This is a genomic window from Pinisolibacter sp. DMC100, assembly GCF_056313705.1.
This window is the reverse complement of the sequence record NZ_JBQUZT010000009.1, coordinates 43,097-67,158: the sequence shown is the minus strand read 5'-3', so window position 1 is coordinate 67,158 and position 24,062 is coordinate 43,097. Positions and strand designations below refer to the sequence as shown.

16 protein-coding genes are annotated in these 24,062 nt (G+C 68.7%); 12 read left to right on the top strand and 4 right to left on the bottom strand.

Annotated elements, in window-relative coordinates; genetic code table 11:
* The first annotated feature begins 46 nt into the window (after positions 1–46).
* A complete protein-coding gene (locus tag ACT541_RS19365; protein ID WP_476138806.1) occupies positions 47–3,880 on the top strand; it encodes a tetratricopeptide repeat protein in 3,834 nt (1,277 codons plus the stop codon).
* Between the two features lie 31 nt (positions 3,881–3,911).
* Here ACT541_RS19365 and fliP read toward each other — a convergent pair whose 3' ends face one another.
* Complete coding sequence (gene fliP / locus ACT541_RS19360; RefSeq protein ID WP_476138804.1) at positions 3,912–4,691, bottom strand: flagellar type III secretion system pore protein FliP; 780 nt, start codon at positions 4,689–4,691, stop codon at positions 3,912–3,914.
* Positions 4,688–6,229 (bottom strand): hypothetical protein, encoded by a 1,542-nt coding sequence (locus tag ACT541_RS19355; protein WP_476138802.1) that lies wholly within the window; start codon positions 6,227–6,229, stop codon positions 4,688–4,690. The genes fliP and ACT541_RS19355 overlap by 4 nt, the downstream gene beginning before the upstream one ends.
* Before the next feature lie 320 nt (positions 6,230–6,549).
* Between ACT541_RS19355 and flgB the strand changes: the two genes are divergently transcribed.
* The 7 genes from flgB (at position 6,550) to cckA (ending at position 12,563) form a co-directional block, all read left to right on the top strand.
* Positions 6,550–6,966: a flagellar basal body rod protein FlgB gene (flgB, locus tag ACT541_RS19350; protein ID WP_476138800.1), complete on the top strand. Its 417-nt coding sequence runs from the start codon at positions 6,550–6,552 to the stop codon at positions 6,964–6,966.
* Between the two features lie 18 nt (positions 6,967–6,984).
* Entirely contained in the window at positions 6,985–7,401 is a 417-nt protein-coding gene (gene flgC / locus ACT541_RS19345) for a flagellar basal body rod protein FlgC (protein ID WP_476138798.1), read from the top strand.
* A 26-nt stretch (positions 7,402–7,427) separates the two neighbouring features.
* Positions 7,428–7,736, top strand: a complete 309-nt coding sequence (gene fliE / locus ACT541_RS19340; protein ID WP_476138796.1) for a flagellar hook-basal body complex protein FliE — start codon at positions 7,428–7,430, stop codon at positions 7,734–7,736.
* Between the two features lie 33 nt (positions 7,737–7,769).
* The gene (gene fliQ / locus ACT541_RS19335; protein WP_476138794.1) at positions 7,770–8,036 is read left to right on the top strand and encodes a flagellar biosynthesis protein FliQ; all 267 of its coding nucleotides are present in this window, start codon (positions 7,770–7,772) and stop codon (positions 8,034–8,036) included.
* Positions 8,037–8,041: 5 nt separating this feature from the next.
* A complete protein-coding gene (gene fliR / locus ACT541_RS19330) occupies positions 8,042–8,806 on the top strand; it encodes a flagellar biosynthetic protein FliR (protein ID WP_476138792.1) in 765 nt (254 codons plus the stop codon).
* A 3-nt stretch (positions 8,807–8,809) separates the two neighbouring features.
* Positions 8,810–9,880, top strand: coding sequence for a flagellar biosynthesis protein FlhB (gene flhB / locus ACT541_RS19325; protein ID WP_476138790.1), 1,071 nt, complete (start codon positions 8,810–8,812; stop codon positions 9,878–9,880).
* Positions 9,881–9,986: 106 nt separating this feature from the next.
* On the top strand, positions 9,987–12,563 hold the full coding sequence (cckA, locus tag ACT541_RS19320) for a cell cycle histidine kinase CckA (protein ID WP_476138788.1): 2,577 nt from the start codon (positions 9,987–9,989) through the stop codon (positions 12,561–12,563).
* 227 nt (positions 12,564–12,790) lie between these two features.
* Here cckA and ACT541_RS19315 read toward each other — a convergent pair whose 3' ends face one another.
* On the bottom strand, positions 12,791–15,037 hold the full coding sequence (locus tag ACT541_RS19315) for a hypothetical protein (RefSeq protein WP_476138786.1): 2,247 nt from the start codon (positions 15,035–15,037) through the stop codon (positions 12,791–12,793).
* Positions 15,038–15,375: 338 nt separating this feature from the next.
* Here ACT541_RS19315 and ACT541_RS19310 point away from each other — a divergent pair, with 338 nt between their 5' ends.
* The 4 genes from ACT541_RS19310 (at position 15,376) to ACT541_RS19295 (ending at position 22,283) form a co-directional block, all read left to right on the top strand.
* Positions 15,376–16,824 carry a tryptophanase gene (locus ACT541_RS19310; protein WP_476138784.1) on the top strand — a complete coding sequence of 483 codons (1,449 nt, stop codon included), beginning with the start codon at positions 15,376–15,378 and terminating at the stop codon, positions 16,822–16,824.
* Between the two features lie 231 nt (positions 16,825–17,055).
* On the top strand, positions 17,056–18,135 hold the full coding sequence (recA, locus tag ACT541_RS19305) for a recombinase RecA (RefSeq protein WP_476138782.1): 1,080 nt from the start codon (positions 17,056–17,058) through the stop codon (positions 18,133–18,135).
* A gap of 226 nt (positions 18,136–18,361) precedes the next feature.
* Complete coding sequence (gene alaS, locus ACT541_RS19300; protein ID WP_476138780.1) at positions 18,362–21,025, top strand: alanine--tRNA ligase; 2,664 nt, start codon at positions 18,362–18,364, stop codon at positions 21,023–21,025.
* A gap of 22 nt (positions 21,026–21,047) precedes the next feature.
* Positions 21,048–22,283 (top strand): cyclic nucleotide-gated ion channel, encoded by a 1,236-nt coding sequence (locus ACT541_RS19295; RefSeq protein WP_476138778.1) that lies wholly within the window; start codon positions 21,048–21,050, stop codon positions 22,281–22,283.
* Here ACT541_RS19295 and ACT541_RS19290 read toward each other — a convergent pair whose 3' ends face one another.
* Complete coding sequence (locus ACT541_RS19290; RefSeq protein WP_476138776.1) at positions 22,284–23,963, bottom strand: hypothetical protein; 1,680 nt, start codon at positions 23,961–23,963, stop codon at positions 22,284–22,286.
* Between the last annotated feature and the right edge of the window lie 99 nt (positions 23,964–24,062).

Here is a 24,062-nt window from a genome sequence, read left to right as displayed (position 1 = left end):
GTTCTCTTAGGGTCGGAGGTCGAAGTCTCCCACCGGGTCGTCGGCCGTGCCTCTCATCGCTCCTCACGAACGTCGCAGCGACGCCGCCGCCGGTACCGGGCGGGGCGGGCGGCCGCGCGCACGTCTGCTGCTCGGGGCGGCGCTGGCCTTCCTGATGGCGACCGGGACGATCGCGCCGGCCTTCGCCGAGGTGGTCAAGGCCGAGGCCGAGGTGCGTCAGGAGAAGGGCTTCGGCCGCCTCGTCCTGACCTTCAAGGATCGCACGCTGATCCCGCAGTATTCGACCAAACAGGGCAACGGCGTCGTCGTCCTCGAGTTCGAGGACGAGATCGACGTCGGCGTCGACCAGGTGGCGTCGCGGCTCGCACCCTACGTCTCGGTGGTTCGGCGCGACCCGGAAGGCAAGGCGCTGCGCATCGCGCTCGCCCGGCAGGTGCGCGTCAACACGATGGACGCGGGCGAGAAACTCTTCGTCGACTTCCTGCCGCCGAAGTGGATCGGCAATCCGCCGTCGCTGCCGCAGGACGTGATCGAGGCGCTGGCCAAGCGCGCCGAGGCCGCGATCAAGGCGGCGCGCGACGCCGAGATGGCGCGGGTGGGCACGCGCGTCCAGCCCAAGCTCGACTTCAAGATCGGCCGCCTGCCGACCTTCACCCGTTTCTCCTTCGGCTGGAACGTTCCCTTCGACACGCGGATGACGCGCGAGGGCGAGCGCGTCACGCTGACCTTCAACCGCGTCGCCAAGATCGACTTCTCGCAGATCGACGTCGATCCGGTGCCGGGGCTGGTCGACGTCTTCGCCGACCCGAACGACGAGACGATGAAGGTCGTCTTCACCGTCGCCCCCGATGCCGACGTGCGTGCCTTCCGCGAGAAGGACGCCTACGTCCTCGATCTCGTCCGCCCGTCCGCGCCCGCCAATGCCGGCGAGGCGGCGATCCGGCCGCTCCTGTCGTCGCCGGCGGAAGGGCGCGACCGCGTCTCCGCCCCCGGCCGTTCCGACGCGGTCGTCGGCGCGCCCGCCCCGGCGCCGGTCGTCGTTCCGCCCGCGGCCCCGATCGCTGTGGCGCCCGTCGCTCCGGCTCCCGTGGCTCCGGTGCCCGTCGCTGCCGCGCCGGCTCCTGTTCCCGTTCCGCAGGCCGCGGCTCCGGCACCCGCACCGGTCCAGCAGCAGGCCGCGGTCGCGCCGGTGCAGGTGCGCGAGACGCCGCTCGAGGCGGTACAGGACGCCCCGGTCGCCCGACCGGCCCAGCCCGCCGAGAAGCCCGCTGCGCCGGTTCCCGTCGCCGTCGACGTTCCGTCGGGCGAGAGCCCGCCGTCGGCGACGCCACAGCGTTCGGTCACCGACATCGGCACCGTCAAGGTCGAGGCCAAGCGTATCGGCGACGTCGTCCGCATGGGCTTCCCCTTCGCCGAGAAGGTGCCGGCGGCGGCCTTCATGCGCGGGCAGACGCTGTGGGTGGTGTTCGATTCGCAGCGCGACATCGACATTTCCACCATCGCGCCGAACCTCGGCCCGCTGGCGCGCGCCGTCCAGGCGATCCGGGCGCGCAACTGGACGGCGTTGAAGGTCGATCTCGCCGAGCCGCTGCTCACCACGCTGTCGCCGGACGGCACCGGCTGGGTGCTGTCGATCGGCGAGATGGTGCTCGAGCCGACCAAGCCGCTGACGCTGCGCCGCTTCATCCGTGGCGACGGCAATCGCAGCCTCAAGGTGGACCTGCCGGAGGGCGGGGCGGTGCGCGAACTCGTCGACCCCGAGGTCGGCGACCGTATCGTCGTCGTGACGGCCCTGGCGCCGTCGCGCGGGCTGGTGAAGCCGCAGAGCTTCGTCGATCTCGACACGCTCGCCTCGGCGCACGGCGTCGCCCTGGTGCCGCACGGCGACGACGTCGTCGTGACCTACGAGAACGGTGAGGTGAAGATCGGGCGCGAGCGCGGCCTGTCGCTGTCGAACGGCGGCGCCGACGAGCGCGGCGCGATCGACGCGCCCGTGCCGCGGACGCAGCCGGTGCTGCACCGCATCCGCATCGATCCGGCAACCTTCCGCCCGAACGGCGCCGGCGATCTGCTCGAACGCTCGCGGGCTCTGCTCGACGCGGTGGTCGAAGGGTCCGACCAGCCGCATCGTCAGGCGCGCGTCGACCTCGCCGAGTTCTACATCGGTCACCGTCTCGCGCCCGAGGCGCTGTCGCAGTTGCGCCTGCTGTCCGAGGAAGAGCCTGCGGTGACCCGGGATCCCGGCTTCATCGTGCTGTGGGGCGCGAGCCAGGCGCTGGCCGGGCGTCCCACCAAGGCACGCGAGTCGCTGATCCGCTCGGAAGTGGCCGAGAGCCCGGACGCGGCGCTGTGGCGCACGATCGTCGCCAACGACCTCTCCAAGTGGGACGAGTCGCGCGAGAACGCGCTGAAGGCGACCTCGGTGATCGGTGCCTATCCCCGGCCGGTGCAGTCGCTGTTCAACATCTCGGCGGCCGAGAGCGCGATCGAGCTCAACGACGTCGGTCTCGCCCAGACCCGTCTCGCCGAGATCGAGCCGGAGTTCCTCGACAACGATCTGGTCGGCCGGTTCGAGATCGCCCAGGCGCGGCTCGCCGATCGGGCCGGGCGTCCCGAGGACGCGATGGCGCGCTTCGAGCGGGCGATCGCCACCGGCGATCGCCACGTCCAGGCGATGGCCGAGTATCACCTCGTCCGCAACCTCGTGCGCGACGGCAAGCTCGACAAGGAACAGGCGATCGAGCGGATGCGCTCGCTCTCCTTCGGCTGGCGCGGCGACGAGACGGAACTGCGCACGCTGCGCTTCCTCGCGGGCCTCCTCGCCGACACGGGACGTTATCGCGAGGCCTTCCAGGCGATGCGGTCGGCGTTGCAGGTGTCGCCGGATTCGCCCACCACGCGGCTTCTCCAGGACGAGATGGGGCGGCGCTTCCTCGCCATCTATCTCGACGACGCCGACAAGGCGATGAAGCCGCTCGACGCGCTGACGCTCTACTACGACTTCCGCGAGCTCGTGCCGATCGATCGACGCGGCGACGAGGTGGTGCGCAAGCTCGCCGATCGTCTGGTCGGCGTCGATCTGCTGCCGCAGGCGGCGGAGCTCCTCGGCTATCAGGTCGACAATCGTCTGAAGGGCGCGGCGCGCGCCCAGATCGCCGCCGATCTGGCGGTCGTCCATCTGCTCGACCGCAAGCCGGAAAAGGCGATCGCCGTCCTCAACAAGACGCGCCAGAGCACCCTGCCGCTGTCGCTCGAACGCCAGCGCCGGCTGGTGGAGGCGCGCGCCATGTCGGAATCCGGCCGTGCCGAGACGGCGCTCGAGCTGCTCGCCACCATGACCGGCTCGGACGTCATGCGCCTGCGCGCCGACGTGCTGTGGAAGGCGAAGCGCTGGCGCGAGGCGGGCGAACGGCTCGAGGCGACGCTCGGCAACCGCTGGCAGGACGCGCTGCCGCTCGACGATCAGGAACGCCAGGACGTGCTGCGGGTGGCCATCGCCTTCGCGCTCGCCAACGACCAGCTGTCGCTCGACCGGTTGCGCGGAAAGTACCGCGCCAAGATGGCGGCGAGCCCGCAGGCGCGCACCTTCGACGTCGTCACCCAGCCGATCCAGAGCCAGGGCGGCGAGTTCCGCGAAGTGGCGCGCGAGATCGCCTCGATCGACACGATGCGCCAGTTCCTGCAGGAATATCGCGCCCAGTATCTCGACCCCAAGGGGCGCACCGTGGTGCCGGAGGCGCCGAAGGCCGACGACAAGGCCAAGACCGGGCCGCAGGCCAAGGCCGGAGCCGCCGCCCCCGCCAAGGTGGCGCAGGCCGAGACCGCGGCACCCGAGAAGGCGGCGGGCGACAAGCCGGACGCCAAGGCCGCCGGGCACTGACGACGCGCGCGTCGCGCCGTCACGTGGCGCGTCACGTCCCGAAGGAGCGGACGAGCGAGCTCGCGACCAGGCTCCAGCCGTCGACCAGCACGAAGAAGATCAGCTTGAACGGCAGCGAGATCGTCGCCGGCGGCAGCATCATCATGCCCATCGACATCAGGATCGAGGCGACGACGAGGTCGATCACCAGGAAGGGCAGATAGATCAGGAAGCCGATCTCGAAGGCGCGGCGCAGCTCGGAGATCATGAAGGCCGGGATCAGCACGCGGAAGCTCAGGTCCTGCGGCGTCGCCGGCGAGGGTTCCTTGGCGAGGTCGAGGAACAGCGCGACGTCCTTCTCGCGGACGTGGTTGCGCATGAATTCGTGGAAGGGCGGGCCGCCGCGTTCGATCGCCTGTTCGAGCTCGATCGAGCCGTCGGAGAGCGGCTTGATCGCGTCCTCGTAGGCGCGGTTGAAGGTCGGGGCCATGACGAAGGCGGTGAGGAACACCGCCAGCGAGATCATCACGGCGTTGGGCGGCGCGGTCTGCAGGCCGATGGCCGAGCGCAGCAGCGACAGCACCACGACGATGCGGGTGAAGCTCGTCACCATGATGGCGATCGACGGGGCGATCGACAGCAGGGTGATCAGCGCGAAGAGCTGCAGCGCGCGTTCGGAGACGCCGGTGGCGCCGCCGAAGTTGACCGAGATGTCCTGCGCGGTGGCCGGCGCCGAGCCGAGAACGATCGCCGCCGCGATCACGGCGATCCAGCCGGCGGCGAGGCGCACGACGGATCGACGGGCGGACGGCGCGCGTTCGAGCGTGGTCATCGCCGGGTCTGGCCCGAGAGTTCGGAGAGCAGACGGGCCATCTCTTCCTCGAGCTCGTCGACGGTGGCGTGGTGCTCGCCCGTCCGATGCGAGGGTGCGGGCGGCGAGACCTCGGGGATCGGCGCGAAGGGCTCGTCGGCGACGACCGGTTCGACGAGGACCGGTTCCGCGAAGCTCGGCTCGGCGTGGGCCACCTCGGGTGCGGACGGTTCCGGCAGCTCCGGCTCGGGCAGCACCGGCTCGACGACGGGCACCGGGGCGGGTGCGATCGCGATCTCGGGAACCGTCTCCGGTTCCGGCTCTGGCTCCCGCACGGCCACGACCGGCGGCGGAGGAGGAGGCACCATCAGGGGAGCGGGCTCCGGCTCCACGGGGCGCGGCGGCTCGAAGGCCAATGTCGGCTCGACGCGCGGCGCGGGGGCGACCGCCTTGCGGCCGAGCTCCGGCTCGAGCATCGGGGCGAAGTCGAAATCGAAGTCGAAGTCGGACTTCGCGGCCTCGGCAGGCTGCGCGACGGGCGCGTCGACGATCACGGGCTCGATCGGCGGTTGGGACACCTCGACGGTCGGGGCTTCGGCCGGCGGCGGCTCGACCTCGGGGGCGGGCGTGGGAGGCGGCGGTGCCGGCGGCACGGGGTCGACGCGCGCGGTCTCGGTGTGGGTCCGCTCCGGACGCGGCTCGAACCAGACGGACGCGGCGCGCGGCTCGACCCGCACCGGTTCGAGGACCGGCGGCGTCGGCGGCGGCACCGGGCGGGGCGTCGGCGGCGGCAGCGGATCGGCGATGTCGGCGAAGAGGTCGAGATCGTCGAGCGCTTGCGGCGCCGGCGTCTCGACGCGCGCCGGTTCGAAGCGAGGGGCGGGGGCCGGCTCGAAGCGCGGCGCGGGCGCCGGTTCGACGCGGGCGGGCGGCTCGACGGGGACCCGTTCGGCGGCGGCAGCGGGAGTGACGGGCGCGATGCCGGGCGCCGGGGCGTCGAGATCGATCGGCGGCGGCGCGACGGGCGCCGCGTCGGCGCTGCGGCCGAGCGGCGCGTCGAAGGCCTCGTCGAGGGTGCGGCGTTCGGGGGCGGCCGGTTCGGCGCGGCCGACGCGCGAGCGCAGCAGCGCACCGGCCGAGGCGACCGCGGCGGCGACGCCGGCGGCACCGGCAGCGACGCGCGCCTTGGCGGAGATCTCCTCGGCGGAGGGCGGCGGGGCGACGGTCGGGGTGGGCTCGACCTCCTCGACGGCGTCGGCGCCCTGCGGACGCGGCACGATCTGCGGGCCGACGGCGGCGCGTCCGGCGAGCACCGGCGGCGCCTTGAGGATGCGGCTCTCGACCAGCACGTCGTTGGGTCCGCCGACGAGGACCAGATGCTCGACGTCGTCGCGACGCACCAGCAGCAGCCGGCGGTGGTGATCGACCACGGCGGAATCGACCACGCCGAGGCGCGAGGAGCGCCCGCGATGCATCGGACCGTCGAACAGGCGGCGGAAGAGCCAGGTGATCGCCAGGATCAGCAGGACGACGATGAGCAGCGAGATGAGCACCTGCATGCCGCGTCCTCCGTCCGATCCGAACAGGGCGTTCAACCACTCCCGGAAGGCGCTCATCGGGTCTTCTCCTCTTCGGTGGAACGCGCGGCCGTGCGCCCCCGAATCTCTCACATCGCCGTCATGTTAAACGATCTCGGCAGAAACTGCCGTCACGCGGCCCCGCCTTTACCGGAACTTCACGAAAATGGCGAGATCGCGACGGTCGCCACCGAACCCGGTGCCGAGACGAGACGGTGGATTAACTCTTCGTTAACCATGGAGTGGGAACAATCTGCCCGGTGACGTCGATCTCGGGATCGGCGCGCCGAGAGGGCAGGCCCATGGGCATCGGTGATCTGAGCACGATGAACGCACTGCGGACGCGGATGCAATGGCATCAGGCGCGCCAGCGGGTGATCGCCGAGAACGTCGCCAATGCCGACACGCCGCGCTTCAAGGCCAAGGATCTCGCCCAGCCGAAGATGCCCGTCGCGAGCCGGGCTTCCGCCTCGGGTGGCGTCGTGGCGCCGGTCGTCACCATGGCGATGACCGAACCCGGCCACATCGCGCCGCGCGGCGGCACCGGCGCCTTCAAGGCCGGCGACAAGCAGAATTTCGAGATCACGCCGTCGGGCAACGCGGTGGACCTCGAGGAGCAGATGACCAAGTCGGCCGAGAACCAGCTCGACTACCAGACGGCGGCCTCGCTCTATCAGCAGTCGCTGTCGCTGCTGCGCACCGCGCTCGGGCGCAAGTAACAACGAGGGAGGTGAGCCGTGAGCTCCGAATTCAACCAGTCCCTCAAGATCGCCTCGTCCGGCCTCAAGGTGCAGACCGGCCGCATGCGGGTGATCGCCGAGAACATCGCCAACGCCGATTCGACGGCGCGGACGGCCGGGCAGGATCCCTATCGCCGCAAGGTGCCGACCTTCGTCTCCAAGTTCGACAAGGAACTCGGCGCCGCCACCGTGCAGATGGGGCGGGTGCAGAAGGACCAGTCGGACTTCAAGCGCCGCTACGAGCCCGGCCATCCGGCCGCCGACGCCGACGGATACGTCAAGTATCCCAACGTCGAGACGCTGGTGGAATCGGTCGACATGCGCGAGGCCCAGCGGTCCTACGAGGCCAATCTCAACATCGTCACGGCGACGCGCCGGATGATTTCCCGCACCATCGACATCCTCAAGGCCTGAGCGGCCGCAGACGCAGGAGACGACCCATGACCCCCGCCGCTCTCGCCGCCAACGCCTATCGTTCGACGCAGGCCCTCGCGAATCGCGACGAACCGAGGCAAGTTGCCTCGATCGGCGGTTCGAACTTCTCCGACGTGCTGGCCAAGGCGGTCGGCGAGGTGTCGCAGGCGGGCCGGGCGATGGACGACAAGTCGATGGCCTTTGCCTCCGGCAAGGCCGACGTGGTCGACGTGGTCACCGCGGTGGCCGAGACCCAGGCGACGTTCGAGACCGTGGTGGCCCTGCGCGACAAGGTCATCTCGGCCTACGAAGAGATCATGAAGATGCCGATCTGAGGCCCCGCCCGATCGGCGAGGGGAGTGGCCGGGATGACCGGAGCGGACATCTTCGACATCGCGCGCGACGGCATCCTCACTCTGGTGCTCACCGCCGCGCCGGTCATGCTGGTCGGTCTCACCGTCGGCGTCGTCGTCGGCCTCCTCCAGGCCATGACGCAGATCCAGGAGGCCACCCTCGTCTACGTGCCGAAGATCCTGGCGATCTTCGCCACCATGCTGCTGACCTTCCCCTTCATGGGGTCGCAGCTCACGGGCTACTTCACACGGATGATGGAACGGATCGCGAGCAGCGGGTGAGGCGCATGGTCGTCCGACTGCTGCCCGAAGCGGCCCTTCTCTACATGCTCGCCTTCGCCCGTCTCGGGGCGATGGTGATGCTCGTGCCCGGTTTCGGCGAGACCTCGGTTCCCGTCCGCATCCGCCTCGTCTTCGCGCTGTTCCTGACGCTGGCGCTGCAGCCGCTGGTCGCCAAGACCTATCCGGCGGGGCTGTCGAAGAACTTCCTCGGCGCGCTGACGCTGCTCGGCGGCGAACTGGCGATCGGGCTCTTCATCGGCATGACGACACGGCTGCTGCTCGCCGGCGTGCAGGTGGCGGGCGCCAACATCGCCACCCAGCTCGGCCTCGGCTTCGCCATGACGGTCGACCCGACGCAGGGCCAGCAGGGCGTGATCGTCGGCAACTTCCTGTCGATGACGACGGTGACGCTGATCTTCGTGATGGATCTCCATCACGTGGCGATCGCCGGGATGTCGTCGTCCTTCTCGATGTTCCCACCGGGCCAGTGGATCCCGAGCGGCGACTTCGCCGCGGCGGCGGTGAAACTGGTCGGCGAATCGTTCATGGTGGGCGTGCAGATCTCGGCGCCGTTCCTCGCCTTCGGCCTAGTCTTCAACCTCGGGCTCGGCATGCTGCAGAAGATGATGCCGCAGTTCCAGATCTACTTCGCCGCCATGCCGCTCTCGATCGGCCTGGGGCTCCTGCTCTTCGGCTTCGTTCTCGCCGCGATCCTCGGCTGGTACATGGATCACGTGCGCGACGGGTTCCTCCGTCTGGTCGCGGGGTGAGCCATGGCCGACGACCAGGACGAAGAATCCAAGACAGAAGAACCGTCACAGAAGAAGATCGAAGACTCGATCAAGCGCGGCGAGGTGGCCAAGAGCCAGGAACTCGCCACCTTCTTCGTGCTGGCGGCGGCGACCGTCTTCGTCGCCTTCATGTCGCAGGGGGTGGCGGCCGAGCTCGCCCGCTCGCTCGCCGCCTTCATCGATCATGCCGACACGATGGCGACCGACACGCGCGCCATGGAGGGCGTGGCGCTGCATCTGATCGTGCTGATCGGCAGCGTGCTGGCGCTGCCGGCGCTGCTCTTCCTCGTCGCCGGCATCGGCGGCAACGCCATCCAGCACCGGCTGCTGTGGACCTTCGAGCCGTTGATCCCGAAGCTCTCGAAGGTCTCGCCGCTCGGGGGGATGAAGCGCATCTTCTCGATCGACGCGGCGATGCAGGGGATCAAGGGGGTCGCCAAGATCTTCGTCGTCGGCGCCGCCATCTGGATCGCGTTGTCGCCCGAGATCGTCCATCTGCAGGGCATCGTGGCGGTCGACCCGCTCGGACTGCTCGAGATCACCCGGCGCGCCGCGGTGCGGCTGATGGGCGCAGTGCTGATCGTCATGGGCTTCATCGGCGGCCTCGACTACCTCTTCCAGCGCCATCGCTGGATGAAGAAGCTGCGCATGACGCGCGAGGAACTCAAGGAAGAGTTCAAGCAGACGGAAGGCAGCCCCGAGATCAAGGGCAAGATCCGCCAGATCCGCATGGCGCGCGCCCGCAAGCGCATGATGGCGGCGGTGCCGACGGCGACCGTGGTCGTCACCAACCCGACCCACTTCGCCGTCGCGCTCAAATACGACGCCGGCATGCGGGCGCCGACCGTGGTGGCCAAGGGCACCGACGACGTGGCGCTGAAGATCCGCGAGATCGCCAATCTCAACGACGTGCCGATCGTCGAGAACCCGCCGCTCGCCCGTGCGCTCCACGCCAGCGTCGACATCGACCGCGAAGTGCCCGAGGAACACTACCGCGCCGTCGCCGAGGTCATCGGCTTCGTGATGCGGCTCAAGGAAAAGCGCCGACGGTGATTTCTCTTGTCCGGCCGGCCGGTTCGGGCAACGCTGACGCGCGAGTGGCGTGGGATTCGGGCTGCCCCCCGGGGGGAGGCGCGCGCCGGTTCGGGGTTCGGACGCGATGGAACGGGACGACGTGGAACAGGACGATGTCGGCCAGGGTCGGCTGCCCACGATCGACCGTGCGGCGCGGACGGGGAGCATCGGCCTCCTGGTGGCGCTGGCGCTGTCCTTCGTGGTGGCGGCCGGCGTTCTCGCCGTGGTCAAACCGGAAGAGGCGGCGCCCTTCGTCCAGATCATCCTCGGCCTGCTCGCGGTGGTCGGCGTCTTCGCGCTGTTTGCCGGCGCCATCGGTCTGGTGCGCTTCGGCGCCCGCCGGCAGGGGCCGACGTTGGCCGACGTCTTCCTCGACAGTTTCGTCGAGGGCGTGCTGGTCACCGACGATCAGGGCCGCATCATCTATTCGAACCCGGCCTATGCCCGCCTGACCAAGGCCACGACCGCCAACGACCTCAGGACCGTCGAGCGCGTCTTCGCCGCCAACCCGGACGTCGGCGAGGAGATGTTCCGCATCGGCGAGGCGGTCCGCTCGCGCAAGCCCGCCGAGGCCGAGTTGCGCACCCGCACGCCGATCGTGCCGGGCGAGGAGGGCGCGCGGTGGTATCGCATCCGGGTCGAGCCGCTGCCGCGCGTCGAGGACCGCGACGACGGCGACCGGCTGACCGCCTGGCGCATCCTCGACGTCACCCGCGAGCGCGAGCGTCAGGAGACGAGCTTCCAGGAGCTGCAGCAGGTCGTGACCTTCCTCGACCATGCGCCCGCCGGCTTCTTCTCGGCGGACGCGACCGGCCGCATCACCTATCTCAACGCCACGCTCGCCGACTGGCTCGGCTGGGACCTCGCCAAGTTCGAAGCCGGCTCGATCCGCCTCAAGGACATCGTCCAGGGGCAGGGCATGGCGTTGATCCAGGACGCGGCGGCGGACGGACGCACGACGGTGCTCGACCTCGACTTCGTCAAGCGCAACGGCCAGTCGCTGCCGGTCCGCCTGCTGCACAAGGTGCCGCAGGGCGCGCCGGGGCGGCCGGGCGACAGCCGCACGCTGGTGATCAACCGTTCCTCCGGCGAGGACGCCGCCGACGCGCTGCGCGCCGTCGAGGTGCGCTTCCAGCGCTTCTTCAACAACACGCCGATCGCCATCGCCGCGCTCGGCCGGGACGGCTCGATCGGCCGCACCAACGCCTCCTTCCTCGAGCTCTTCGGCGGGCTCGCCCGCGCCGACGCGACCGGGGCCCGCGGCACGCTGATCGAGACGGTCGCCGTCTCCGACCGGCCGAAGCTCGCCGCGGCGCTCGCCGCCGCGCTCTCCGGCCAGGGCGACATCGACCCGGTCGACGCCCAGCTGGTCGACGACAGTCCGAAGAAGCGTTCGGCGCGGTTCTTCGTCTCGGGCGTCGAGGAGGGCACCGGCGAGGGCGAGGCGGCGATCGTCTACGCGCTCGAGACCACCGAGCAGCAGGAGCTCGAGCAGCGCTTCGCCCAGTCGCAGAAGATGCAGGCGATCGGCCAGCTCGCCGGCGGCATCGCGCACGATTTCAACAACGTGCTGACGGCGATCATCGGCTTCTCCGACCTGCTGCTCGCCTCGCACCGGCCGACCGATCCGTCCTTCCAGGACATCATGAACATCAAGCAGAACGCCAACCGCGCCGCCGCCCTGGTGCGGCAGCTGCTGGCGTTCTCGCGGCGCCAGACGCTGCGCCCCGAGGTGATCCAGTTCGGCGACACGCTGGCCGACCTGCAGATGCTGCTCGGGCGCCTGCTCGGCGAGAAGGTATCGCTCGAGGTGATGCACGGCCGCGACCTGTGGCCGGTCAAGGCCGACACCAGCCAGCTCGAGCAGGTGATCGTCAATCTGGCGGTCAACGCCCGCGACGCCATGCCGAACGGCGGCAAGGTCCGCATCGCCACCCGCAACGTCGGGCCGGACGAGAAATACGCCTACAAGACGCCGGGCATGCCGGCGGGCGAATACGTCCTGCTCGAGGTCACGGACACCGGCACCGGCATCGCGCCGGACGTGCTCGAGCACATCTTCGAGCCGTTCTTCACGACGAAGCCGGTCGGCCAGGGCACCGGCCTCGGCCTGTCGACCGTCTACGGCATCGTCAAGCAGACCGGCGGCTTCGTCTACTGCTCGTCGGAGCTGGGTGAGGGCACGACCTTCCACCTCCTGCTGCCGCGCCACGTCGAGACGGCGGAGGAGGCGGCCCGCGCCGCGGAGAGTGCCAAGCCCGACCAGCCGCAGTCGGCGGGCACCGATCTGACCGGTTCGGCGACGATCCTCCTCGTCGAGGACGAGGAGGCGGTGCGCGCCTTCGCCTCCCGCGCGCTCGCCTCGCGCGGCTACACCGTCCACGAGGCCGGCACCGGCACCGAGGCGCTCCAGGTGATGGAAGAGACCGGCGGCGCGGTCGATCTCGTCGTCTCCGACGTGGTGATGCCGGAGATGGACGGGCCGTCGCTGCTGCGCGAGCTCAGGAAGCAGCGGCCGGACCTGAAGATCATCTTCGTCTCGGGCTACGCCGAAGACGCCTTCGCCAAGAACCTGCCGGAAGGCGAGCAGTTCCACTTCCTCCCCAAGCCCTTCACGCTGAAGGCGCTGGCGACCGCCGTGAAGGACGCGCTGGGAAGGTGAGGGGGGGCGGGGCGTTGCGACGCGTGATGGGCAGGCGAGGCCTCGTCCCGATCTTACGATTTTGCAGAGGCCCTTCATGCTGAGGTGCCCGACGAAGTCGGGCCTCGAAGTGCGAAGGGCCGAGAGGCACGGCCCGTCGTGGCTTCGCCCTTCGAGGCTCGCTGACGCTCGCACCTCAGGATGAAGCCGAACAGAGGGAAACGCGGCCGAACGGCCTGCGTCAGGCGTCAGTCGCGGCGGATGACGCCGGTGACGGCGCCGAGGAGGAGGGCCGACAGCGCCCATCCCGACAGGATCAGGGCCCACTCGACGAAGCGGGCGCCGTAGCCCCAGCCGCTCGGATCGTTCTCCATGTTGGGCAGGAGCGACCGGCCGGTCTGGTCGGCGACGCGGGGCGCCCAATCGCGTTCCTGCCGCAGGTCGACGATCGGCAGCAGCACGTCGAGCGCATAGGCGAAGGGCGAGAAGGTCGAATATTCCGACGGCATGGCACGTGGGCAGATGTCGGACCACGGAGCGGTCGCCGGCAGGCCGCGCTTCGTCGCCTCGGTCTCCCGTCGCGTCGCGTCGTCGGCGAGCGGTGGGCTCGGGCCGGAAAAGCCGATCCAGTCGACCCGGCATTCGGGCGGGATGGAGGACGCGAGAAACACCTTCGGATCGGTCGGCGTCATCACGCCGTGCGGCGCGATCGCCGAATAGAAGGCGCCGGCGGCGAGCCAGAGCACGAGGAGCCAATAGAGCGGCCGCTTCGCCGCCCAGCCGTAGCCGATGGTCTTGTCGAGGATCCAGTCGAAGACGATTCCAGGAAGCGTCGCGACCTGACCGAGATCGCTCGTCGCGCGCTTCCACGGCAGCCAGCGCATCCGCCGCCGCTTCTCGATGCGGATCAGGTTCGCTTCCTGCTCGTGTCCCATCTCGGCGAGGACCCGCGCGCATTCCTCCCAAGGCTGGGGGCGGAAGTCGTCGTCGAGGTGGCTGGGTGGTTGACGGGCGAGCCAGCGAATGCGGGCAGCGGCGGTGACCGGTGCGCTGGCAGCGAAGCGCTGCAGCGTCAGCCCATCGAGGAGCAGTGTGGCGCCTTCCCAAGTGGCTTTGTCGTCGACGAAGACCGCGATCTCTGCTGCTCGGAGGTCCAAGGCTTTTGTCGCGTGGAAACGGTCGCCAAAGTAGGCGGTATCTCCGATCTCAATTCGCTGGAGGTCGAGTTTCGTAAAATGCCCGCCTCGACAATCGAAGTCGCCTCCGATAGCCGCGCCGGGGAGAAGGACACGACTCTCGGCACGGAACCCCCGGTCCATAACGACGCTTCCGACGATCGCCGCTCCGCTGAAGCAAAGTGCCAAGGCTTTGTTCGTACTGAAGGTGGCACCGGTGCAGACGAGAGAGCCACCTATGGAGGCACCTAGAAAGCGTACCGTGCCTTCGGCTCGGAACTTTCCCTTTAGGAAGACGTGGCTACCAATCTTCGCGGCGTCAAACAGAAGCGCCACACCTTCGCGCGCTGCAAAGGTAGCGTCGGAGCAATCAAGATTGCCGCCGATAGTCGCATTTGGACAGCGTACCGCACCCTTGGTGATCTGCATTGTCTTGAAGAAGACAGTACCGCCAATCTTCGCGCCGTCGAAAATAAGCGCCTCGTCCTCGTTTGCGGCGAACGTGGCATCGGAGCAGTCGAGATCGCCGCCGATGGTGGCACCAGCGAAGCGCACCGCACCTTGGGCGCTGAGTCTTCCATTCAAGATGACGGCTCCCCCAACCTTTGCACGGTCGAAGGCGAGCGCGAAGCCTTTGCGCGTTGCGAAAGTAGCGCCGTTGCATTCGAGATTGCGGCCGATGGCTGCGCCCACGAAGCGTACTGCTCCCTCGGCGCGGAACTTTCCCTTCAAGAATACTGAACCTCCGATCTTCGCACCGTCACAGGACAACGCGCCGTCTTTGCGCGCTGAGATGTTGGCGTCGGTGCAGTCGAGATCGCCCCCGATGGTGGCGCCGCTAAAGCGCACCCCGCCCTCTGCGCGAAATCCACCGCGAAGTACGACCCCGCCTGTGCAGGCTAGGCGATCGGCAATGACTGCGGTGCAACGCGATCCTGCTAAACCGAACTGCTTCGCCGTCGCGTCACGTGCGACTATGGCGCCTGCGAAATGCGTAGCATGAACCCATAAGGGGCGTGGTAGGTCGCATCCTTGAAGATCGAGATCGTTGTCGAATTGGCCATTCCCGGCAATCCATGCTCCTCGAAGCTGGACGCCCTGTTCGTGGGTGGGGGCATCTGGATCTAGTCCGAGACAGAAGACGCGTAGCACTGCGGGACGGATGTGGTTGTCCGCAGTCTTCGCCTCGGGCCTCACATAACCAATCCACGTGATCTCTCCCCTCCGACAGGCTTCTCTCAGTCGCTCCTCCGCCGGCAGGAGCGGCATGAACTCGCTGAGCAGGCGGCCGGAGGGCGTGGGCGGGATCGTCGTCAGCAAGGGGCGGCTCCGGGTATCGACGAGCGAGGGATTGTCTCTCAATCCCAAGTTGGCAAATTCCGCGCCGCGCGTCATCCCGGGACCACACGCCTTTCGTCGAGCCCCCGCCCGCGGTCCCCGCCGACGCCCCGGCCGCCCCGCTCCGCGCGCGCCTCGGAAAACCCCGCGCAATCCCCGCCTCCTGCACCGCCGCCACACCGGCATCCCGTTACAACTCCGACTTTCGTAACCCCGTGTCGCAACGACGCATGTCGGGTTCCTGCGGACGTCGGCCGGGCGCGGGGCGGAAAAACTCCCTGACGCTGGGTGAAGCCCACGATCACCGGACAGGGGGAACAATGGCGAAGGTCAGGTTCGCGAGCGGCGAGAACGTGCCGCTGGAAATGCACAAGGTCCGCATCGTCCAGAAGCTCGAGCTGCCGCCGATCGAGGCGCGGCTCGCTGCCGTCTCGGAGGCCGGCAACAACACCTTCCTGCTCAGGAACAGGGACGTGTTCATGGACATGCTGACCGATTCCGGCGTCAACGCCATGTCCGACCAGCAGGTCGCGGCGATGATGGTGGCCGACGACGCCTATGCGGGCTCCGCCACCTACGAGCGGCTCGAGGCGAAGCTGCGCGAGATCTTCGGCCTGCACTACATCCTGCCGACCCATCAGGGGCGGGCGTGTGAGAACATTCTGGCGCAGGTGCTGGTCACGCCCGGCTCGATCGTGCCGATGAACTACCACTTCACCACCACCAAGGCGCACATCGTGCTGAACGGCGGCATGGTCGAGGAGATCATCGCCGACGCCGGGCTCGAGGTGACGAGCGACGTGCCCTTCAAGGGCGACATGGACATCGCCAAGCTCGAAGGCCTCGTCGCCACCCACGGCGCCGAGAAGATCGCCTTCGTGCGCATGGAGGCGGGCACCAACCTGATCGGCGGCCAGCCGATCTCGCTTCGAAATCTCGCCGAGATCCGCAAGGTCTGCGACGCCAACGGGCTGATCCTGGTGCTCGACGCCAGTCTGCTCGCCGACAATCTGTGGTTCATCAAGACGCGCGATCCGGACTGCGCCGATCTCACCATCCGCGAGATCACGCGGAAGATCGCCGATCTCTGCGACATCATCTATTTCTCCGCCCGCAAGCTCGGCTGCGCGCGCGGCGGCGGCATCTGCATCCGCGACGAGGGCCTCTATCGCCGCATGCGCGGCCTGGTGCCGCTCTACGAGGGCTTCCTCACCTACGGCGGCATGTCGGTGCGCGAGATCGAGGCGCTGACCGTCGGTCTCGACGAGACCATGGACGAGGACATGATCAGCCAAGGCCCGCAGTTCATCGCCTACATGGTCGACGAACTGGTGAAGCGCGGCGTGCCGGTGATCACCCCGGCGGGCGGCCTCGGCTGCCACATCGACGTCATGCGCTTCCTGCCGCACGTTCCCCAGGCGCAGTACCCCGCCGGCGCGCTCGCCTCGGCGCTCTACATCGTCTCGGGCGTGCGCGGCATGGAGCGGGGCTCGCTGTCGGAACAGCGCAATCCCGACGGGACGGAGGTCTATTCCAACATGGAGCTGCTGCGGCTCGCCATGCCGCGGCGCGTCTTCACCCTGTCGCAGGTGAAATACGCCATCGACCGCATCGACTGGCTCTACCGGAACCGCGAACTCGTCGGCGGCCTGACCTTCGTCGAGGAGCCGGAGATCCTGCGCTTCTTCTACGGCCGGCTGGCGCCGATCGGCGACTGGCAGGAGAAGCTCGTCGCCAAGTTCCGGGCGGATCTCGGCGACAGTCTGTGAGGGACGGGCGCGGGGAGGCGCCCGAGCGAATCGCCGACGCGGGGAGGTCCCCGCGTCGGTCGGTACCGGGCTCGGCGCGCGCGGCCCCGGCCACCATGAACACCGCGCGAACACTCATCCGATTTCGTAATTGAATCAAATTGATGGACGGGGCTTTACGAACGAGAACAAAGTGTGTACATTGACCTGACTTTGAACGACAGCCGAACGCGTGCGACAAGGAGCAGGACGATGGCACAGGCTTCACTTCGCCTCGTCGAAGGGGATGGTATGGACAGGACCAAGGCTTTGGACGCGGCGCTCCAGCAGATCGAGCGCAACTTCGGCAAAGGGTCGATCATGCGGCTCGGCCAGGGCAAGGTGGTCGAGATCGAGACGGTGCCGACCGGTTCGCTCGGGCTCGACATCGCGCTCGGCATCGGCGGCCTGCCGCGCGGCCGCGTCGTCGAGATCTACGGTCCGGAATCCTCGGGCAAGACGACCATGGCGCTGCACTGCATCGCCGAGGCCCAGAAGAAGGGCGGCGTCTGCGGCTTCATCGACGCCGAGCACGCGCTCGACCCGATCTATGCCCGCAAGCTCGGCGTCAATCTCGACGACCTGCTGATCTCTCAGCCCGATGCCGGCGAACAGGCGCTCGAGATCGCCGACACGCTGGTGCGTTCCGGCGCGCTCGACGTTCTGGTGGTCGACTCGGTCGCGGCGCTGACGCCGAAGGCGGAGCTCGAGGGCGAGATGGGCGACAGCCTGCCCGGTCTCCAGGCACGTCTGATGAGCCAGGCGCTGCGCAAGCTCACCGCCTCGATCTCCAAGTCGAAGACCATGGTGATCTTCATCAACCAGATCCGCCAGAAGATCGGCGTGATGTTCGGCAACCCCGAGACCACGACGGGCGGCAACGCGCTGAAGTTCTATGCCTCGGTGCGTCTCGACATCCGCCGCATCGGCGCGATCAAGGATCGTGACGAGGTGATCGGCAACCAGACCCGCATCAAGGTCGTCAAGAACAAGATGGCGCCGCCCTTCAAGGAGGTCGAGTTCGACATCATGTACGGCGAGGGCGTGTCCAAGGTCGGCGAGCTGATCGATCTGGGCGTCAAGGCCGGCGTGGTCGAGAAGTCGGGCTCGTGGTTCTCCTACGAGAGCCAGCGCATCGGTCAGGGCCGCGAGAACTGCAAGCAGTTCCTGCGCGACAATCCGACGGTCGCCAACCGCATCGAGGCGGCGATCCGCCAGAACGCCGGTCTCATCGCCGACAAGATCATCCCGACCGGAACCGCCGAGGACGAGGACGGTCCGGTCGCAGACTGAGCCGGGCGAGGAACGGGTCGAGTTCGGGGCGGGTGTCTTCCGCCGTCGGACCGGCCGGGACCGTCGCGGTTGTCGTCGGGGGCCTCCGCACCATCTGATCAGAGCCGCGATCTTCACGATCGCGGCTCTTTTCATGGCCGATCATGCGGCACGCACATGGACAGGCGGGCGGTCGACCGTTAAAACCTGCGACCTGAGTTCAGACCCGAGAGGACCCAGTTCCGACATGAGTGGCGTCAACGAGATCCGCGCGACCTTCCTCGACTATTTCGCCAAGGCCGGCCACGAGGTCGTGCCGTCGAGCCCGCTCGTTCCGCGCAACGATCCGACCCTGATGTTCACGAACGCCGGCATGGTCCAGTTCAAGAACGTCTTCACCGGGCTGGAGCGCCGCGAGATCCCGCGGGCCGCCACGTCGCAGAAGTGCGTCCGCGCCGGCGGCAAGCACAACGACCTCGACAACGTCGGCTACACCGCGCGTCACCACACCTTCTTCGAAATGCTGGGGAACTTTTCCTTCGGCGACTATTTCAAGGAAGAGGCGATCACGCATGCCTGGACGCTGATCACCAAGGAGTTCGGGCTCGACCCGAAGCGCCTGCTGGTCACCGTCTATGCCGACGACGACGAGGCCTTCGGCCTGTGGCAGAAGATCGCGGGCTTCTCGGACCGCAAGATCATCCGCATCCCGACCTCGGACAACTTCTGGCAGATGGGCGACACCGGCCCCTGCGGTCCGTGCTCGGAGATCTTCTTCGATCACGGCGACCACATCTGGGGTGGCCCGCCCGGCTCGCCCGAGCAGGACGGCGATCGCTTCATCGAGATCTGGAACCTCGTCTTCATGCAGTTCGAGCAGACGGCCGAGGGGCGCTCGCCGCTGCCGAAGCCGTCGATCGACACCGGCATGGGCCTCGAGCGCGTCGCCGCGGTGCTGCAGGGCGTGCACGACAACTACGACATCGACCTGTTCAAGGCGCTGATCGGCGCCTCGGTCGAGGAGACCGGCGTCAAGGCCGAGGGCGACGCCCGCGCCAGCCATCGCGTCATCGCCGACCATCTGCGCGCGATGAGCTTCCTCGTCGCCGACGGCGTGCTGCCGTCGAACGAGGGCCGCGGCTACGTCCTGCGCCGCATCATGCGCCGCGCCATGCGTCACGCCCACCTGCTCGGCGCCCGCGATCCGCTGATGGCGCGTCTGGTGCCGACGCTGATCGGCGAGATGGGCCGCGCCTATCCCGAACTCACCCGGGCCGAGGCGCTGATCACCGAGACGGTCGAACTCGAGGAGCGCCGCTTCCGCCGCACGCTGGAGCGCGGTCTCGGCCTGCTCGACGAGGCGACCAAGGATCTGAAGGCCGGCGACATGCTCGACGGCGAGACGGCGTTCAAGCTCTACGACACCTACGGCTTCCCGCTCGATCTGACGCAGGACGCGCTGCGTCGCCGCGACATCCACGTCAACATCGACGGCTTCCAGGATGCCATGGCGCGCCAGAAGGCCGAGGCGCGTGCCTCCTGGGCGGGCTCCGGCGAGGCGGCTTCGGCCGCCGTGTGGTTCGCCATCAAGGACAAGGTCGGTCCGACCGAGTTCCTCGGCTACGAGACCGAGACGGTCGAAGGCGTCGTCGCGTCGCTGGTCGCCGGCGGCGCCGAGGTCGCGAGCCTCGAAGCGGGTGCCGAAGGCGCGATCGTCGTCAACCAGACGCCGTTCTATGCCGAATCGGGCGGCCAGATGGGCGACACCGGCATCATCCAGGGCGACGGCTTCCTGTTCCGCGTCGAGGACACGACCAAGGAAGGCGAGGGCGTCTTCGTCCATAGCGGCCGGGTCGAGGCGGGTTCGATCGTCGTCGGCGCTCCCGTGGCGCTGCGCGTCGATGCCGAGCGTCGCCGGGCGATCCGGGCCAACCATTCGGCCACCCACATCCTCCACGAGGCGCTGCGCGAGGTGCTCGGCGACCACGTGGCGCAGAAGGGCTCGTCGGTCGATGCCGATCGGCTGCGTTTCGACTTCTCGCACCCGAAGCCGATGACGGCCGAGGAACTCGCCCGCGTCGAGGAGATCGCCAACGACGTCGTGCTGCAGAACGCCGACGTGGTGACGCGTCTGATGTCGGTCGACGACGCGATCGAATCCGGCGCCCGTGCGCTCTTCGGCGAGAAGTACGGCGAAGAGGTCCGCGTCGTGTCGATGGGTCGGCAGGGCGACGGCAACCGCGCCGGCCGGGCCTTCTCGGTCGAACTGTGCGGCGGCACCCACGTGTCGCGCACCGGCGACATCGGCCTCGTCACCATCCTCGCCGAGAGCGCGGTCGCTTCGGGCGTCCGGCGTCTCGAGGCGCTGACGGCGCGCGGCGCGCGGCGTCATCTCGGTCTCCAGGATCGCCGCGTGCGCGATCTCGCCAGCACCCTCAAGGTGCAGCAGAGCGAGGTCGTCGAGCGCGTCGAGGCGATCGCCGAGGACCGCCGCAAGCTCGAGCGCGAGCTCGGCGAAGCCAAGAAGAAGCTCGCCATGGGCGGCGGCGGTGCGGCGCCCCAGGCGGCGCGCAAGATCGGCACCTTCGAATACGTCGGTCGCGTCGTGACGGGCATTTCGCCCAAGGATCTCAAGGGCCTGGTCGACGAGGCGAAGAAGTCGATCACGGTCGGCGCGGTCGCCATCGTCGGTCTCGCCGAGGACGGCAAGGCGGGCATCGTGGTCGGCGTCGCCGGCGACGGGACCGGCCTCAACGCCATCGACCTCGTCAAGGTCGGTTCGGAGATCATGGGCGGCAAGGGTGGCGGCGGCCGTCCCGACATGGCGCAGGCGGGCGGTCCCGACGGCGCCAAGGCGGATGCCGCGATCGAAGCCATCGCCGAGAAGATCGCCGCGCTCGCGGCGGTCTGACGGGAGACGCGAGGCCTTCGGGATGACCGGTTCGACGAAGGCGACCTGGAAACGGCGGATCTTCGAGATTCTCGAGGTTCCGCCGATCGGCGATCGCATCGCCACCGCGATCGAGCGGGCGATCGTGCTGCTGATCGTCGTCAACGTGACGTCGGTGGTGCTCGAGACCGTGCCGGAGCTGCGTGCGCGCTACGGGCCGGTCTTCCTGGCGATCGAGGTCTGGACGGTCGTCCTCTTCGCGCTCGAGTACGGCCTGCGCGTCTGGGTGTCGGACGAGCACGTGCCGCTGAAACGTTACGGGCGCATCGGCGCGCGACTGCACTACCTGTTGGCACCGACCGCCGTGGTCGACTTCCTCGCGGTGGCACCGAGCCTCGTCGGCTTCGCCTTCGGCGTCTACGACGTCGGCGTCTTCGCCGTCTTCCGCCTGCTGCGCTTCCTCAAGCTCGCCCGCTATTCCGCCGGCATGAGCTCGCTCTTCAACGCGGTCGCCTCGGAGCGGCGGGCGCTGGCGGCGAGCGCCGTCGTCATGATGGGCCTGATCGTCACCGCCGCGTCGCTGATGCACGCGATCGAGGGGGCGATCCAGCCGGACCGCTTCGGCTCGATTCCGGTCGCGATGTATTGGGCGGTGACCACGCTGACGACCGTCGGCTACGGCGACATCGTGCCGGTGACGGCGGCGGGCCGTGCGCTCGCCGGCGTCGTCATGCTGTTCGGCTTCTGCATGTTCGCGCTGCCGGTCGGCATCATCGCCACCGCCTTCGCGCGCGAGATCCACAGCCGCGACTTCGTCGTGACCTGGGGCATGGTGGCGCGCGTGCCGCTGTTCTCGCAGCTCTCGGCCGCCGAGATCGCCGACGTGATGCGCCTGCTGCGCGCCCAGACGGTGGAGGCGGGAACGATCGTCACGGCGTCGGGCGAGCCGGCGCATTCGATGTATTTCATCGCTTCCGGCACGGTCGAGATCCACCTGCCGAGCGAGAAGGTGAAGCTGTCGGAGGGCACGTTCTTCGGCGAGATCGCGGTGCTGCGGCGGGCGCGGCGATCGGCCGACGTGGTGGCGCTGACCCATACGCGCCTCCTCGTGCTCGATGCCGACGATCTGCAGTATCTGATGCAGAAGAACGTCGGCATCGCCGCCCACATCCGCTCGGTGGCGCGTGACCGGGTGTCGCGCGAGGCGGTGACACCGCGTGGCGACATCGCGCTGGAAGAGATCGACGAGACGCCGAAGTCGACCGACGAGATCGTCTGATCAGCCGATCGGGCCGCTCTTCCAGATCTCCTTCAGAGCCGCGAACTTCGCCTTCCACGTCAGTTTCTCGTTGGCGAGACTGTCGAGGAAGAAGGCGAGGCGGCGCGCCTTGAACACGGTGTAGAGGGTCACCAGCGCGGAAGGTACGGCGACGGCGAGGAAGATGCCGAGCTTCTCCAGCGGCTCGGCCTCGGCCCAGGCGAAGATGTTCATGCCGAGGAAGCCGGTCGCCAGCATGCCGATCTGGCTGAAGAGCGTGACGACGGTCAGCTGCAGGATGGTGACCGCCTGACGGCGCAGGAGGTCGGTCTCGAGATAGCCCGCCATGTCGGAGATCTCCTCGCGCAGCTCCTGATAGAGCCGCTCGGTGCCGAGCTGGCGCGTCCACAGGCGGAAGACCTCGCGGATCGGCGCCTGATCGGAGATTTCCGAGAAGTAGTAGCGGTGGGTGAAGCGCAGGAAGACCTCGAGCGTGGCGCGGATGTCGTGGCGGAAACGGCCGACGGATTCGCGCCGGCGCGGATCGAGCCGGTTCATGGTCGTCACCAGCCGGTCCTGCAACATCAGGAGGCTCGCTCGGTGGAAATGGGCGATCAGGCCGGCGAGGAAGAACTGGTGACGAAACTGGGCGAGGAAACCGCGTTCGGCGTCGAGGAAGAAGCGGCTCGCCCCATCGCCGACGGCGACGAAGGCCTGGCCCGAGCACATCAGCCGCGTGTCGCTCCAGCCGTCGCGGCGGCTGGCGTCGTGGAAGCGGTCGAGGCAGTGCTCGCGCTCGAAGTCGGCGAGGAACTCGGTGCCGTAGGGCAGCTCGTCGGGATGGCCGGGGGCGGAGGCGAAGGCGAGACGCATGGCGTCCGGGCGCGACAGGGCGCGAGGATCGTCGAGCGCCAGGAAGGCCATCATCGGCATGCGATGGAACTCGAGTTGGCGATAGGCGGCGACCGCCGGATCGCGCGTCGGGTCGAGCGACAGGGGCGCCAGCAGCCATTCCCAGTGAGCGGAGAGGGCGGTCGTCTGGTGGCGGCAGACGGCGGCCATGAAGCGGCCGCGGGCGTCGTCGTCGGAGGTCGCGAGCACGCTGCCGTCGGCGGCGAGCCACTCGACGGTGCGCAGGCAGTTCATCGGCCGCCCCGCCTCGTCCCAGCCGGCGGGATAGGCGCGGCCGAAGCGATAGACGATCTCCTGGGCGTCGGCGAGCGACAGGTCGTGCGCCTCGATCTCGATGACCGGCATCACCACGTCGACGTCGTAGAAGAAGTAGAGGTCGACGTGGACGAGATCGAGCTCGATGGCGCGGCCGTCGTCGGGCAGCGTCACGCGGACGCGCGCCACGTCGGTGCGGCGAAAGATGCGGATCGGGCTCTCGCCGTAGGTCGTCAGGCCGGAGGACGTCGCCCGTTCGCCGTAGAGGAAGCGGCGGACATGGGGGAGGAAGGCGACGAACTCGCGATAGTGCCGCTCCTGATAGAGGCTCGGATCGGTGGGGAAGTCGTCCTGCAGCTCGGACCAGGGGCCGTCCGCCTCGATCAGACGTTCCCACGGCGGGCGGTCGTCGCCCTCGCGCGGCATCAGCTGCAGGGGCCAGATCACGATCTGGCGGAAGGCCTCGACCCGCGGACGTCCGTCCGTCGTCTGGCTCCGATCGTCTGCGCGCGCGTCTTCCTCGCGTCCGTCCATGCCTCGGCTGCCTCCCCGACGTCTCCCGTCGCGAGAGTGGCCCGACGCGTCGGGAGGGGCAAGCCGTTCGAAGGGCGGGGGAGTGCGAAGGCGCGCGCC

Coding starts and splice junctions, on each gene's coding strand:
- fliP (WP_476138804.1), bottom strand. CDS start 4,691: ATGACCACGCTCGAACGCGCGCCGTCCGCCCGTCGATCCGTCGTGCGC.
- ACT541_RS19355 (WP_476138802.1), bottom strand. CDS start 6,229: ATGCAGGTGCTCATCTCGCTGCTCATCGTCGTCCTGCTGATCCTGGCG.
- flgB (WP_476138800.1), top strand. CDS start 6,550: ATGGGCATCGGTGATCTGAGCACGATGAACGCACTGCGGACGCGGATG.
- fliE (WP_476138796.1), top strand. CDS start 7,428: ATGACCCCCGCCGCTCTCGCCGCCAACGCCTATCGTTCGACGCAGGCC.
- fliQ (WP_476138794.1), top strand. CDS start 7,770: ATGACCGGAGCGGACATCTTCGACATCGCGCGCGACGGCATCCTCACT.
- fliR (WP_476138792.1), top strand. CDS start 8,042: ATGGTCGTCCGACTGCTGCCCGAAGCGGCCCTTCTCTACATGCTCGCC.
- flhB (WP_476138790.1), top strand. CDS start 8,810: ATGGCCGACGACCAGGACGAAGAATCCAAGACAGAAGAACCGTCACAG.
- cckA (WP_476138788.1), top strand. CDS start 9,987: ATGGAACGGGACGACGTGGAACAGGACGATGTCGGCCAGGGTCGGCTG.
- ACT541_RS19310 (WP_476138784.1), top strand. CDS start 15,376: ATGGCGAAGGTCAGGTTCGCGAGCGGCGAGAACGTGCCGCTGGAAATG.
- recA (WP_476138782.1), top strand. CDS start 17,056: ATGGCACAGGCTTCACTTCGCCTCGTCGAAGGGGATGGTATGGACAGG.
- alaS (WP_476138780.1), top strand. CDS start 18,362: ATGAGTGGCGTCAACGAGATCCGCGCGACCTTCCTCGACTATTTCGCC.
- ACT541_RS19295 (WP_476138778.1), top strand. CDS start 21,048: ATGACCGGTTCGACGAAGGCGACCTGGAAACGGCGGATCTTCGAGATT.
- ACT541_RS19290 (WP_476138776.1), bottom strand. CDS start 23,963: ATGGACGGACGCGAGGAAGACGCGCGCGCAGACGATCGGAGCCAGACG.